At 63.3% G+C, this 14289-nt stretch carries 11 protein-coding genes and 1 pseudogene; 4 read left to right on the plus strand and 8 right to left on the minus strand.

Annotated elements, in window-relative coordinates; all coding sequences use genetic code 11:
* Position 1 precedes the first annotated feature (1 nt).
* The 3 genes from X727_RS161810 (at position 2) to X727_RS161800 (ending at position 3118) form a co-directional block, all read left to right on the plus strand.
* Positions 2 to 1108: a glycosyltransferase gene (locus tag X727_RS161810; protein WP_023744246.1), complete on the plus strand. Its 1107-nt coding sequence runs from the start codon at positions 2 to 4 to the stop codon at positions 1106 to 1108.
* A gap of 238 nt (positions 1109 to 1346) precedes the next feature.
* The gene (locus X727_RS161805) at positions 1347 to 2006 is read left to right on the plus strand and encodes a HemK/PrmC family methyltransferase (protein ID WP_081726034.1); all 660 of its coding nucleotides are present in this window, start codon (positions 1347 to 1349) and stop codon (positions 2004 to 2006) included.
* Entirely contained in the window at positions 2003 to 3118 is a 1116-nt protein-coding gene (locus X727_RS161800; protein WP_023683445.1) for a hypothetical protein, read from the plus strand. Before X727_RS161805 ends, X727_RS161800 begins: the two co-directional genes overlap by 4 nt.
* A gap of 69 nt (positions 3119 to 3187) precedes the next feature.
* Here X727_RS161800 and nadE read toward each other — a convergent pair whose 3' ends face one another.
* The 4 genes from nadE to asnB are packed head-to-tail and all read right to left on the minus strand — an operon-like array spanning position 3188 to position 7983.
* Positions 3188 to 4192: an NAD(+) synthase gene (nadE, locus tag X727_RS161795; RefSeq protein ID WP_023691696.1), complete on the minus strand. Its 1005-nt coding sequence runs from the start codon at positions 4190 to 4192 to the stop codon at positions 3188 to 3190.
* Entirely contained in the window at positions 4189 to 5736 is a 1548-nt protein-coding gene (locus X727_RS161790; protein ID WP_023744245.1) for an AMP-binding protein, read from the minus strand. The genes nadE and X727_RS161790 overlap by 4 nt, the downstream gene beginning before the upstream one ends.
* 23 nt (positions 5737 to 5759) lie before the next feature.
* A complete protein-coding gene (locus X727_RS161785; protein ID WP_023671787.1) occupies positions 5760 to 6023 on the minus strand; it encodes an acyl carrier protein in 264 nt (87 codons plus the stop codon).
* Between the two features lie 22 nt (positions 6024 to 6045).
* Positions 6046 to 7983 (minus strand): asparagine synthase (glutamine-hydrolyzing), encoded by a 1938-nt coding sequence (gene asnB, locus X727_RS161780; protein WP_023744244.1) that lies wholly within the window; start codon positions 7981 to 7983, stop codon positions 6046 to 6048.
* Positions 7984 to 8566: 583 nt separating this feature from the next.
* Between asnB and X727_RS161775 the strand changes: the two genes are divergently transcribed.
* Positions 8567 to 9436, plus strand: a complete 870-nt coding sequence (locus X727_RS161775) for a hypothetical protein (RefSeq protein ID WP_023828185.1) — start codon at positions 8567 to 8569, stop codon at positions 9434 to 9436.
* 207 nt (positions 9437 to 9643) lie between these two features.
* Here the strand turns inward: X727_RS161775 and X727_RS161770 are convergent, their stop codons facing one another.
* The 4 genes and pseudogenes from X727_RS161770 to X727_RS161760 all read right to left on the minus strand — a co-directional run bounded on the left by X727_RS161770 (position 9644) and on the right by X727_RS161760 (position 14229).
* Positions 9644 to 11158 carry an aldehyde dehydrogenase family protein gene (locus X727_RS161770; protein ID WP_023744242.1) on the minus strand — a complete coding sequence of 505 codons (1515 nt, stop codon included), beginning with the start codon at positions 11156 to 11158 and terminating at the stop codon, positions 9644 to 9646.
* A 175-nt stretch (positions 11159 to 11333) separates the two neighbouring features.
* A pseudogene (locus X727_RS01000000164365) lies at positions 11334 to 12675 on the minus strand (RNA polymerase sigma factor).
* On the minus strand, positions 12672 to 13046 hold the full coding sequence (locus tag X727_RS161765; protein ID WP_023671781.1) for a YciI family protein: 375 nt from the start codon (positions 13044 to 13046) through the stop codon (positions 12672 to 12674). The pseudogene X727_RS01000000164365 and the gene X727_RS161765 overlap by 4 nt, the downstream one beginning before the upstream one ends.
* Positions 13047 to 13128: 82 nt before the next feature.
* Complete coding sequence (locus tag X727_RS161760) at positions 13129 to 14229, minus strand: DNA topoisomerase IB (RefSeq protein ID WP_023744241.1); 1101 nt, start codon at positions 14227 to 14229, stop codon at positions 13129 to 13131.
* Between the last annotated feature and the right edge of the window lie 60 nt (positions 14230 to 14289).

A 14289-nucleotide genomic window follows, 5' to 3' on the forward strand; every position in this document is an offset into this window, starting at 1 on the left:
AATGGCGAAGCGGATTGTCTTTCACATTGCCAGCCTCAGGGGCGGCGGCGCCGAGCGTGTATTCGTCCTGATGGCGAACGAACTGGCATCGCGCGGCCACAACGTCACGCTTTTTACCTGGAACGCGCAGGGGCCCAATGCCGCCCTGCTTTCGCCTGCCGTACATCTGGTCGATTTCGGCCTCCCCATTCGCGGCGAGGGTTATGGCAAGTGGGCGACATTGAAAGGCATCGTGCGAAGCGCGGGCCTGCTTGGCCGCGTTTCTCCCGACGCGATCTACAGCGCCCCGGAATTCGCCAATCTGGTCGTGGCGCTGGCGCTTTCCCTCGCGCGAAGCAGGGCGCGGTTCTTCCCGAGTTTCCACGCCGCCGCCTCACTGCCTTCCGGCAACCTTGGCGCGAAAATGGCGGTCTGGCTTTCGGCCCTGGTTGCGGCCCGCGCCGACAGGGCCATCGCGGTTTCTGAGGGCGTCGGCGGCGATCTTGTGGCCCGAGGCTTCCCGAAATCCAAGGTCGTGGTCATCAACAACCCGCTGCCGCCGGTTGCGGCATCCCAGCAACGCTCCTACGCCTGGCAGGCAGAGCTCGCGGCGCTGGGCGACGGCCCCGTCATCATCACCGCCGGACGCCTGGTGCCGGTTAAGGATCATTGGACGTTGCTGCGGGCCTTCGCTGTGCTGCGCGCCGGCCGCCGGGCTCGGCTTGTCATCTTCGGCGAGGGTCCGCTGGCCGACGAGCTGCGCGCCTATGCCGAAGAATCCGGTATCGGCGCAGACGTTCTGTTTGCGGGCTATGTCAATGATCTGGCGGCCTGCTACGCCGTAGCTGACTTGTTCGTCCTATCATCGACCAGCGAGGGCTTCGGCAATGTTCTGGTCGAGGCCATGGCAGCGGGGATTCCGGTGGTCTCCACGGACGCGCCGCACGGCCCGCGCGAAATACTTGATGACGGCCGCTTCGGCGCCCTGGTGCCGGTCGGCGATGCCGCGGCCCTGGCAGTGGCGATGGCCGGAATGCTCGACCAGCCGACAACCGCCGCGATCCTGAAAAGCAGGGCGGCGGATTTCGAAATTGAAAAGATCGGAGACCGGTACGAGGCGTTGCTCTGAATTAGCGCATGGATCGGCTTGCGGCGGCACAGGAATCCGCCATTGATGGGACAGGACGCCGCCAACATAGGCCGGTTACTCCCAATCCAATCATGATCTTTAACATCAATTTACCCGGAGTTGGTAACAACAGGGAACCCGCGTTTTATCCTCAGGATAGGGATTTTCCTTGCCGCAGCATCACAGTCTTCCTGCCGGCCGTGCAAACGATCGCAATTGGCCGCGATTGCACCGCTTCATGCGGGTTGAGCTGGAACTCGCGCCTGACGTCCTGGTGCCGCGAGCCGAAACGGAACTGCTTGGCCGGACGGCCGCGGCCATTCTTGGCGAACAGGCGCACGAAACGATCCTGATCGACATGTGCTGCGGCAGCGGCAATCTTGCCGTGGGCATCGTCAGCGAATGTCCTCGGGCTCGGGCATGGGCGGCGGACCTGACCGACAGCACGGTTTCGCTTGCCCGCCGCAATGTTGTGCGCCTCGCCCTGCAGGACAGGATCAAGGTCCGGCAAGGCGACCTATTTGCCGCGATCGAGGGTGACGGCCTCCACGGCGCTGCCGACATGGTTTTGTGCAACCCGCCCTATATTTCGTCGTCCCGTCTCGATAGCGAAAGCGCGCATCTGTTGGAGAACGAACCTCGGGAAGCTTTCGACGGCGGCCCTTACGGTATTTCGATCCTCCAAAGGCTGGTCCGGGATGCCGCAGCTTTCCTCAAGCCAGGCGGATGGCTGCTGTTTGAGTTCGGCGAAGGTCAGGATCGGCAGATAGCAACCCTTTTATCGAGAACGAAATCCTACGAAACCCCAACCTTTGCCGTGACGGCCGACGGCCAGCCCCGTGTCGCCATGGCGCGCAAACATGGTGGCCGGGTTCCCGGAACCGGGAGCCCGGCGTGAGCGTCGTCCGCGCCCTCGATCAGGCCGACCTTGCGGCCGTCGCGGGCATGTTTCAACGCATGCTGCGCAAGAAGCGGGGGCCAGCGCCGGCCTCCCTCGTCGATTACATGAGGCGGTTTTATCTGGACGCACCCGACTGGGGCAGCGGGCTCCGTTCGCTTGTCCATGTCAATGACGCCGGCCAGGTTTCCGGCTTCGTCGGCGTTCATGCGCTGCCGATGAAATTCAACGGCCGGCAGCTCTACGCTGCCATCTGCAGCTCGCTGATGGTCGAGGATCACGAGACCGATCCGATGGCCGGTGCCCGCCTGTTGAAGGCCTTCCTCGATGGTCCGCAGGACATCTCCTTCAGCGAAACCGCCAATGATACGTCCGTGAAACTGTGGACGCGGCTTCGCGGCGTTGTGCTGCCGCAATACAGCCTTGACTGGGTTCGCGTGATGCGGCCGGCGACCTTCGTGCTCAGCCTTTTTGCCAGTCACATGAAGCTTGCCTGGATGTTGAACCCGCTCGCCCGGATGGTCGACCGGCTCTACCTTCGCAAAATGGAGGGCGGTCAACGACGCTGGACCGGCGTCGTCGCCAACGCATCGAGCCGGGGGGCATTTCGGACCTCCGAGATCGACAGCGGCAGCTTTGCGGGGCTGCTGGAGCCGCTTTGCGCCCAGTTTCCGCTACGTCCGCAGTGGGCGGAAGGTCAGCTCGACCATATTCTGGGCGATGCGGCGCAAAAGCCGGATTTCGGAGAGCTTGTCTGCGTGTCGGTGGCATCGCCGAACGGCGCCAATGTCGGCGCTTTCGCCTACTACGCTCGACCGGACGGGATCGGCCGCGTGCTGCAGGTCCTCGCTCTTCCCGGCCAGGCCGGGCCGGTGATCGATTGCCTGGTCGAGCATGCCGCCCGGCGCGGTGTCTCCGGCTTGCGCGGCCGCGTCCAGCCCGCGCTTCTGGACGCCATGCTTGTAAGACGCATAGCCTTCATACCGGTCGCCTCGACCGTCGTGCATTCACGCGATCCCGAGCTTCTCGATGCCATGAAGAACGCGCAGGTCTTTCTGAACGGGCTTGCGGGCGAGCAGTGGAGCCAGTTGATCGGCGGCCGCTTCACCTGAGGCGTTCCGCCTAGAGCAATTCCAGGAAAGGGTGCGCGGTTTCCGTCCGGAATGGCATAATGCATCAGGTCAGGAGCCGACTTCGTCCACGCCGTCAACGAGCTGCGGGCGCAGGTGCAGATAGCGCGTCGCCTTTCGCTTGGCGGCGATGTCGGCCCAGACGCGTTCGATCTGTGAGGCGGCCAATCCCGCCGCTTGCCCTACCACCTCGGCGGACACGCCGTTGTTGAGGCCGTAGAGACACAGATCCATCCGATCGTAAGGCAGGGAGAAGTAGAATTCTTCCTGCGTCTGCGCCAGCGAGTAGGTGTCGGTGGTCGGCGGCCGGTTGCGGACCTCTTCCGGAATGCCGAGATAGGCGGCTAGCGCATAGACCTGCGTCTTGTAGAGATGCGCGATCGGCTTGACGTCGGCGGCGCCGTCGCCGTTCTTGACGAAGAACCCCTGATCGTATTCCAGCCGGTTCGGTGTGCCGAGCACGGCGAAGTTCAGCCGGTCGGCATGATAATATTCGAGCTGCTTGCGGGTGCGCTGCTTCATGTTGGTGGCGGCAACGATGCCGAGATAGACTGCCACCGGCATCCGCAGTTTCGTCTGCTTGCCTTGCGGGTCCTGCACCACCAGCGACGAGATGTTGTAGCCCTCGCCTTCGAGCACGTTCGCGATCACGATCTTCGAGGCCCAGCCCTTGCCATAGTCCGGGACCAATTCGCGGATGAAGGCGTCGCGGCGTTCATAGCAGCCCATTGCCCGCAGGGTCGGCCCGATATCCTCCACAACGGCCTCGACGCCGAAAGTGTCGGCGACCAGATGGCCGAGCCGCAGGCTTTCGGGGTCGGAATCGCTTTCCGGCATGAGGACGCACAGCACATTCTGGTGGCCGACGGCCCGCGCGGCCAATGCAGCCGAAACGCTGGAATCTATACCGCCCGAAAGACCAAGCACGAGGCCGCGCTTGCGAATGCCGCGCAACTGCTCGCGCAGCGCCGCCACGATCCTGTCCGTTTCGGCGGCGGGATCGATGGCCAGGGCTTGCGTGAAGGCCGGCGCATCCTGGGTTGAGCCGATGTTCATTGCTCGGCCTCCATCATCTCAGCCGCGAGCCGGCGGCTGACCTTGCCCGACTCAGTCTTCGGTAATTCGCTCCGGAACTCTATGATTTTGGGGACCATGAAATCCTCCAGGTGGCGCGCGCAGTGACGAATGATGTCCTTTCCGCCAAGCGCCGGATCGGACCGCACGACGAGCGCGCCAATCGCATGCCCCAGCACCGGATCCGGCACGCCGACGACCACCGCTTCCGCGATACCTGGATGGGCGTGGAGCACGGCCTCCACTTCCTTGGGGGCGACCTTCTCGCCACGCGTCTTGATGATGTCGTCCTTACGCCCGACAAAATAGAGAAAGCCGTCCTCGTCGGTCTGGAACAGGTCGCCCGTATAGAGCACCTTTTCCCAAGGGTTAGGCCCCGGCCGGAGCGCTCGTTCCGTCGCGGCCTTGTTGCGCCAATAGCCCTGCATCACGTGCGGACCGCGGATGACTAGCTCACCTGCCACGCCCGCCGGCACGCGTTGTCCAAGGTCGTCGACGACAAAGGCTTCCGTGTTGGGGATGGCTATGCCGACCGACCCTGGCCGGCGGTCAAGTTCCTCGGGTGGCAAATAGGTGCAGCGCTTGCATTCGGTCAGCCCATACATCGAATAGATCCGGACGCCGGGCAGCAGCGAGCGCAGGCGTTCTATGTGGGCTGGCGGCAAGGCGGCCGCGGTGTTGGAAATATAGCGGAGGCTGGGCAGGAAACCCGGCGCCAGATCACGCATCTGCAGGATCATCGCCGCCATGGTAGGCACCAGCGGAAGGCCGGTGACGCCCTCTTTGCGGATGCGTTCGAAGATCTCGTGCGGGAAGGCGAAGGACTTCTCGAGCAACAGCGTGGCCCCGAGCCTGACTGCCATCAGCAACTGGTAGAGGCCATAGTCGAAGGCAAGCGGGAGGACGTTCAGGATGATGTCGTCCGGCGCGTTGCGCAGATAGGTGGCGATCGACCCCGCGGCGGCGTCGCAATTGCGATGCGTCATCATCACACCCTTGGGCCGGCCGGTCGAACCTGACGTGTAGATCAGCATCGCAAGGTCGACGTCGATGCCGCGATGGTTTACCTCCGCGCCATCGAACGTCAGGCAGTCAGTCAGGGACGCGGCCCCTGCCGGGCATTGCCCGTCGGCCCCAGGGGTGGAAGCCACGAAGATGCCGGGCTTGCCTTGCGATGCGCAGGCTTCGGTGACCACGGGCATCAGCTTCGCCTGCGTCAGGACCGCCCTGGCGTCGCAATCGGCGATGACGTAACCGAGCTTGTCGGCCTTTGTGGAGGGGTTGATCGGACTGAAGGTCGCACCTGCCTTGAGTGCGGCAAAGATCGATACGGCGGCCTCCCAGCAATTGTCCATGAAGATCAGAACGCGGTCGTCGCGCCTGATCCCATTCATGAAGAGAGCGGTGGCCAGCCGGCTCGAAAGGTCGTCGAGTTCTTCGTAGCTCAGCCTTTTGCCCTTGGTGACCAATGCCGTCTTGGCCGGGTGGGCAGCAGCCTTCGCCACCAGAAAATGCTCGATCCGCACGGGACGTTCCTCGCCGTTGGCGCTTACGCTGCCAGCGTTTGTGCTCTCGCCTCGATGAAGGACGAGATGCGGTCAAGCGAGTCCAGGTTGGCCGGAACGATGTCGGCATCCACCATCGCGATGCCGAAATTGTCCTCGATGAAGGCCACCAGCTCAAGTACCGCAGTCGAGTCGATAATGTCGTTCTCGATCAGCGAGGCTGAATCCGACAGTTTGTAGGAGGTGTCGCCGAACAGGAAGTTGTCGACGATAAAGCTTCTGACCCTGTCCTTGATTGCCGTCATCATGTCTTTCCTTTTCCTCGCCGTCTCAGGCCGCTCTTGCCGCGCCGGCCGCTTGGCCGGCGAAATTCTTCTGCCACAGCTGCGTCGACAGAATGCCGACGAAGGCGGCGTTGTCGCGAAATCCGGTCGCGGTCTCAATGCGGCATTTCTCGTGGAGCTTGGCCACCGCCTTGGCGTTGAACAGGCCGCCGGCGGTAATGCTCGCCTCGCCCAGGCAGTCACGAACATAGTCTAGTTCCTCCGCCCCGACGAAGGAGCGGGCCTCCGGGGCGCGGTAAGGTTGCTTGGTGCGTTTACCGATCGCCGCCGGAAGGTGGTGCCTGGCCACCTTGCGCAATATGTGCTTCTCCATCAAGCCTTTCAGTTTCATCTCCGGCGGAAGTCTTGCCGCGAACTCTACCACGCGATGATCCAGGAAAGGAAACCGCCCTTCGATGCCGTGCGCCATGGCCATCCGATCGCCTTGGCTGGAGAGGATGTAGCCGGGCAGGAGGAAGCGGGTTTCGAGATATTGCGCCTGATGCAGCGGATGCCATAGGGAAAACGCCTCGGGTAGGCGGCTGGTCAGCTCTTCAGCTGCGTCATAACCCTTCAACGTCGCGCGCAGGTCGCCGGAAAAGAAGATTTTCGCCGCCGCCGTGGTCTTGAAGCGTGGCCGATGCGAGAACAGCGGATCGTCGAGGGCAGCGTTGCTGGTGCCGAAGAAGGCAGCCAGATACTCCACCGATTGCTGTTGCAGGCCCGGCAGATACGGGTAAAGCCGGCGGAACAGCTGCGGCCTTATGCGCGATGTGGGCTGCCGCCCGCAGAACCGGCGGACACGCGCCTCCTTGAAGACGTCGTAACCGGCGAAGACCTCGTCGGCGCCTTCACCCGTCAGCACCACCTTCAGGCCGGCCTGGCGAACCAGGGCGGACAATTTGTAGAGTGGCGCTGGCGCCGTGCGGATGATCGGCCGCTCGGCAAAGCGGATGACGTCAGGAAAGACGCTGGCGATATCGCGGGCGCCGCATTCTATGGCGTGGTGGCGCGTGCCGAGCGCCGAGGCCATTTCGGTCTGAAAGGCGCTTTCGTCATGCTCGGCGCTGTCGAAGGTTACGGAAAATGTCTCCAGTCTCCGAGGAGTCATGCCGGCGGCAAGCGCCGAAACGAGCGACGAATCGAGCCCTCCGGAAAGATAGGAACCGACCGGCACGTCGGCCCGCATGCGAAGCCTCACCGCATCGGTCAGAAGGGCTTGCAATTCCTCTGCCGCGTGGTCCTCGTTCGTGATCTTCGACGGCTCATCACGATGCGGATAGTCCAGGTGCCAGTACCGTCTGACCGTGACCTGCCCCTGCGTCGCGATCATCACACTTGCCGGTTCCAACTCGTGGATATTGCGGAACGCCGTGCGCGGAGCGATCGGCGCCCACAGCGTAAAGATCTGATCCAGCGCAATCGGATCAATTTCAGCGGAGACGCCCGGGACCTTCAACAGAGCTTTGATCTCCGAGGCAAAGTAAAGCACCCCGTCCTTACTTGTGTAGAAGAGCGGCCGGACACCCATCCGGTCTCGTGCAAGCACCATTCGTCGCTGCCGATTGTCCCATATCGCCAAGGCGAAATCACCGTTCAGGAGAGACAAGCAGTCTTCGCCCATCTCCTCATAGAGCTGAAGGATGACCTCTGTGTCGCTCGACGTCCGAAAGTGCCGGCCCTTGGCGATCAGCCCTTCGCGCAGTTCTATGTAGTTGAAAATCTCGCCGTTGAACGCAATCGTCAAATTGCCGGCCTCGTCGGACATCGGTTGCTGGCCATCGCCGATGCCGATCACCGACAGCCGCGCATGCCCGAGCCCGGCATCGGGTGCTACGAATTTCCCTTGCTCATCCGGCCCACGATGGGCAATTGCGGCTACCATGTGCGTGAGCAAAGCTTCCGCATCCCGGATTGACCCGAAATAACCCCCGAATCCACACATCCCTTGAACTCATATTGAACGCTAAGGTACGGAACATAACCTCGATAGTGGCATCTGGGGTTAATCCGATAATTTCACCGAGCATGTGGTTAACAAGAAGTTTGCCACGATGTGGTCTTGGTGGCTAGGACGCGATGGCTCTCCATCACCTCGCGCTTGCGGCCGTAATAGCCGGAACGATAGCCCAGGCGCTCCGACGTGGCGAACCGCCTGGATACAAACGGACCGCGCGCAACGTGCTGGCGATCTTAAGGCAAATTCAACCGCAGGCTGCCGGGCTGACTATTATTGCGGTAGGTTTTTCAACGGTTGCAATGGCTTAGCGTTTTCCGACACGCCCTAGGCGCGAACGGACCAGAGCGTTTCCAAAAAAGTGTGACACGGTTTTCTCTGCAGAAGCGCGCGGCGCTTCTCAAGCAATTTGCCTCGAAATCAAGAGATGACGGGGGTTTCAACGTGTCTGTAGAACGGTTGATCGCTCTAGGCCTTTTGTCCGGGTTGGCATGGCCGGACACGGGCGGCTAAGGCTGGAAATGTGATTGCACGTCTTCGCTGCCGGGGGGCTGGCCGGAGGACGAGGAGGATGGCGCTGAATTTCGAATATATTGCCGGCCATCCGGCGCTGCACCGTCATGTCGAGGCGCAGTCGAAGGCGTTGCTGCATATCTATGAAACGAGCCCACGCCTGGCCGCCGTGTTCGCCACGCAACAGCGCTGGTTGCTGGCTCACACCGGCCTAGCCCTGCATTTCGCCCGCGACCCGCGCGATCCCCGCACGGAACTGACACTGGCCCGCTTCATCGATGCCGTGCTTCACTATTCCGTCGCTAGCCGCAACACGGCCGAAGCCTTCATCAAGGAGATGCTATACTATCACATCATCGAATACCTGCCGCACACCGGTGATGGACGAGCCCATCCCTTTCAGGTGACGGCAGCGACGCTGAAGGAATTCGACGGCTGGGTGGTTGCGCATCTGCGCACGCTCGACGGTCTCGACAGCGGCAGCCGCCTCGCCGCCTTTCTCGAGCAGCACGGCATGATTTCCAGGCTGCAGCCGCTGGTGGCGGAAGGCCTGCTCTCCTCCAACCCAGTGCGTGAGCCCAAGCAGACGTTTTCGCTGTTCATCTGGCTCAACAATGGCGGCATCGTCATGGATTGGCTGATGTCCGGCATCGATCCCGACAATGCCGCCCTCGACCGGATCCCGACCAGCGTGGTTTCGATCGGCGAATTCGCCAGTTGGCTAAAACTCTCGCGCACCCATCTTGCGCGCAAATTGCGCGACGCCGAAAAGCTCGGCAGCGTCGGCTGGCTGGGCCGGCGCGGGCATTCGGTGATGTGGGTGTCCAACAGCTTCTACCAGGAATACATGACCGTGCAGGCCGCCAAGCTTGCCGTCATCGATGCCGCGTTCGAGGCCTGCCGACCGGCGTCGCCGCACGCTGGCTGAACGTTCGGCGCAGACGCTGTTGCGCAGCCGATCGTGCCGACCGCGAGGACCCGTCCGGGCGCATGGCCGAGGTGGCCTTTCCGCCGTCGGGATACGGACATCTGGACAGCGGGGGCGAAGCCTGAAAGCGGAACGATCCGCGCGAGCGGCAGCGATCCGCCCGACGGGTTCGGGTGGATCAACTGGTCAAAAGCCGGGCGCAGCATCTCAATCGATGTCGAATGACACGCCCTGCGCCAGCGGCAGCGCCTTGGAATAGTTCACCGTGTTGGTGGCGCGGCGCATATAGGCCTTCCAGGCATCGGAGCCGCTCTCGCGCCCGCCGCCGGTTTCCTTCTCGCCGCCGAAGGCGCCGCCGATCTCGGCGCCCGACGTGCCGATGTTGACGTTGGCGATGCCGCAATCCGAACCATCGACGCCGAGGAAGCGCTCGGATTCCTGCAGGTCGCGGGTGAAGATCGACGACGACAGTCCGGCGCCGACCGCATTGTGCTCGTCGAGCACGGCATCGAAATCGGAATATTTCATCACGTAGAGGATCGGCGCGAAGGTTTCTTCGGTGACAGGAGCCACCTGCTTCGGCATTTCGACCAGCGCCGGATGCACGTAATAGGCATCGGGATGGCCATTCTCGACCCGCGAACCGCCGGTCAGCTTGCCGCCGTGAGCGGTGGCTTCCTTGAGCGCCTTCTGCATGGCGTCGAAGGCCGCCTTGTCGATCAGCGGCCCGACGAGCGAAGACGTCTCCAGCGGATTGCCGACCGAGACGCTCTCATAGGCCTTCTTCAGCCGCGGCAGCAGCGCGTCATAGACGCTGTCATGCACGAACAGGCGCCGCAGCGTCGTGCAGCGCTGGCCGGCGGTGCCCATGGCGCCAAAGGCGATGGCGCGCAGCGCCATGTCGAGATCGGCGGTCGGGCAGACGATGCCGGCATTGTTGCCGCCGAGTTCGAGCACGGCGCGGGCAAAGCGCTTGGCCAGACGCGGGCCGACATCCCGGCCCATGCGGGTCGAGCCGGTGGCCGAAACCAGCGCCACCTTCGGGTGGTCGACCAGGATCTCGCCGACGGAGCGGTCGCCAATCAGCACCGGTGCCAGGCCCTGCGGCGCATCTGCGCCGAAGCGCTTGACCGCGCCGGCAAAAATCGCCTCGCAGGCGAGCGCCGTCAGCGGCGTCTTTTCCGAGGGCTTCCACACCACGGCGTCGCCGCAGACCAGCGCGAGCGCCGCGTTCCACGACCACACCGCGACCGGGAAGTTGAAGGCCGAAATGACGCCGACGACGCCGAGCGGATGCCAGGTCTCCATCATGCGATGTCCCGGACGCTCGGTGGCGATGGTCAGACCGTAGAGCTGGCGGGAAAGGCCGACGGCGAAATCGCAGATGTCGATCATTTCCTGGACTTCGCCGAGGCCTTCCGACGGGATCTTGCCGACCTCGATCGACACCAGCCGGCCGAGCTCGGTTTTGTGCGCGCGCAACTCCTCGCCGAGCACCCGCACCAGTTCGCCGCGCCGGGGACCCGGCACCATCCGCCAGGCCTGGAACGCCGTGTGCGCGGCATCGATGGTCTTGGCCGCATCGGCCGGCGAAATCGTCTTCAGCGCCGCGATCTGTTCACCCGTCACCGGACTGCGCACGACGAGGTCGCCGCCGGTCAGCGCGTCCTTGGCCACACCCAGTTTCGCCAGAAGTTCGGCCGTTTCCTTCGCTATCGTCATTTTTGTCCCTTTCAGATCCGCTCGCCATCATAGGGCGGCGGTCGAGCCTTGGCGCCATTATCGCCCGCATGCCGCAGGCGCTGTCATGGCGTGCCATTACTCGTTTCAGGGGAAAATCGCCACCCCGGCATGGTCCAAGCCGAGATTGCACGATTGAGCCAGAGGAGGAACAGGCTTAGTGCGCTGTCTTCGCCGGCGCCTTCACGGCTCCGTCTCGCATCAGCCGGTCGATATGCATGCGGATATGGGCGGCTTCCGCTGCCGTGTTGGCCAACGCAATGGCGCGATCGAAGGCGACACGCGCCTCTTCGCCACGGCCGAGCTGCATCAACAGACCGCCCTTGAGGCCGAAGAAGTGGAAATAGCCGGACAGCCTCTCGCCAAGCGGCTCGATCATGGCAAGGGCAGCTTCCGGCCCGCGCACCTTGGCGACCGCAACGGCACGGTTCAGCGTCACCACCGGCGAAGGTTGCATCGCCTCCAGCAGGCTGTAGAGCAGGTCGATCTCTGTCCAGTCGGTCTCCTCGGGGGTTGCCGCCCGCGCATGAAGGGCGGCGATCGCCGCCTGCACCTGGTAGGGTCCGGGCTTCTGGTGGCGCAGGGCCTTGTCGACCAGCGCCAGGCCTTCGTCGATCATCTTGCGGCTCCACAGCGAGCGGTCCTGGTCGTCGAGCAGCACGATCTCGCCATTCTCGTCGAAGCGGGCCGGCGCGCGCGCATGCTGCAGCAAAAGCAATGCCGTCAGGCCCATGATCTCCGGCTCGGTCTGGAACAGCCGCAGCAACAGGCGCGCCAGCCGGATCGCCTCCTCGCAAAGCGGCGCACGCGCCGGCGCCTCGCCGCTGTTGGTGGAATAACCTTCGTTGAAGATCAGATAGACCATGGCGGCAACGGCGGCGAGNCTCGCCGCTGTTGGTGGAATAACCTTCGTTGAAGATCAGATAGGCCATGGCGGCAACGGCGGCGAGCCGCTCCGAGCGCTCGACCGCGCCGGGCGTCTCGAACGGCACGCCGGCATCGGCAATGCGCGCCTTGGCGCGCGTGATGCGCTGTTCCATGGCGCTTTCGCCGACCAGGAACGCACGCGCGATCTGCTTGACGGTGAGACCGGAGACGATGCGCAGCGCCACCGCGATCTGCTGCGTAGGCGGCAGATCCGGATGGCAGCAGATGAACAAGAGCCGCAATATGTCATCGCGGTAGTGCGCGCCGTCCAGCCGTTCGGCGATATCGCTCTCGGCATCTTCCAGGTCCGAGATCTGGTCCTCTTCCGGCATCGGCGCCTGCTTGGCGCGCTTGCGCACCGCGTCGATGCCGGTGTTGCGGCCGACAAAGATCAGCCAGGCCGCAGGATCGCGCGGCGGCCCGTTCTGCGGCCAGTTCTTGAGTGCCCTCAGGCACGCGTCCTGGAAAGCTTCCTCCGCCGTATCGAGATTGCGGAAATAGCGCAGCAGCGCACCCATAGCCTGCGGGCGGGCAGCGCTGATCGCCGAGCTTATCCAGGCGAGGTCTGTCATGTGGCTACTCTGGTTGGGTTGAAGACGGAAACCGGTCGGATCTCATAGGATCCGCCGCTGGGATTGACCTCGGAAAGCTCGCGCGCGAAGTCGACGGCTTCGTCGAGATCGGCGCATTCCAGCGTGTAGAAGCCGAGGAACTGTTCCTTGGTCTCGGCAAACGGTCCGTCGATGACGACCGATTCGCCCTTGACCTTGCGCAGCGTCGTCGCGGCGGTGGTGGGCAAAAGCCGCGCCACCGGCCCAAGCCGGCCGGCTTGAGCGTATTTTTCCTGCACATGCATGAGCTTTGCCATGACCTCGTCATCCTGTGCCTTGCTCCAAGAGGAGACGACATCTTCGGAGGCATAGCAGAGGATAGCGTAGAGCATGGGACGTCCTTTTCTGTCTCAAAGGACGAAACAGTAGGGCCTATGCCGACATGGCGTCGACAAAAAAGTTACGCCATTTTTGTCAGCCTTCGCTTGCCTTCAACCATCTCAGCACAAGAGCCTCTTCATCATCGAGACCGTCTATCGATCGCTTGCGCTTGTTGGCCTCGGTCATTTCGCTAAGCAGCCGCCCTTCCACCCAGGCTTCGAAAACCTGTGGATGGATGTAGCATTTGCGGCAGACGGCGCGTGTGTTGCCGAGCCGCTCGGCCACCTTGTCGATGACGGCGTTCATTACACGCTTGGTCTGCGCCTGGCTTTCGGGAAGATCCGTCCGCGCAAACAGCGACGCGGCATGGATGGTACCGCCCCAGGTGCGGAAATGCTTGGAGCTGAAATTGGCGCCGATCGCGTCGCGGATATAGCGGTTGACATCGTCGGAGCGCACCCCATGCCTCTCGCCGTCCTCGTCGAGATATTGGAACAGTTGCTGCCCCGGAATATCCTGCGCGCCGCGCACGACCCGGGCGATGCGGCGGTCGACCAGCTTCAATTTCCATTCCTTGCCGGACTTGCCCTTGAAGGCAAAGCGCAGGCTGGATCCCTTGATGTCGACGTGGCGGTCGCGCAGCGTCGTCAGCCCAAAGCTCTTGTTGTCGCGGGCATAGGCGGCATTGCCGACCCGGATCATCGTGTTGTCGAGCAGCCAGACAATTGCCGCCACGACGCGCTCGGCCGGCAGGCCACGGCGGCGCAGATCGGCATCGATCCGGCGGCGCAGCTCCGGCAGGCTTTCGGCAAAGGCGACAAGGCTGGAGTATTTGGCGCCGTCGCGCTCGGCGGCCCACAGCGGATGGTAGCGGTACTGTTTGCGCCCGCGCTGGTCGCGGCCGGTCGCCTGGATGTGGCCGGCGGGATCGGGCGAGATCCACACATCCGTCCATGCCGGCGGAATGGCCAGCGCCTTGATGCGGGCAATGGCTGCCGCGCCGACGGCCTGTCCTTTCGCGCCCTTGTAGGAAAAGCCTTCGCCCGCCTTCAGGCGCCGGATCCCCGGCTCGCTGTCGCTGATATAGGTGAGCGAGGCCTGTTCGGCAGCGGTCTGCGCGCCGTTCTTCGGCGCTCCATCGTCCCCCCGTCCGGCAGCCGACCGGCCGGATGGCGTCCCAGATTTGTCAAGCATGCCCGCTCCACGAAATTTTTCTCGTAGATAAGCGCCAGGCCGACTGCTGGTTCCACCGCG

It is taken from the genome of Mesorhizobium sp. L103C105A0, assembly GCF_000502215.1.
Taxonomy (GTDB): domain Bacteria; phylum Pseudomonadota; class Alphaproteobacteria; order Rhizobiales; family Rhizobiaceae; genus Mesorhizobium.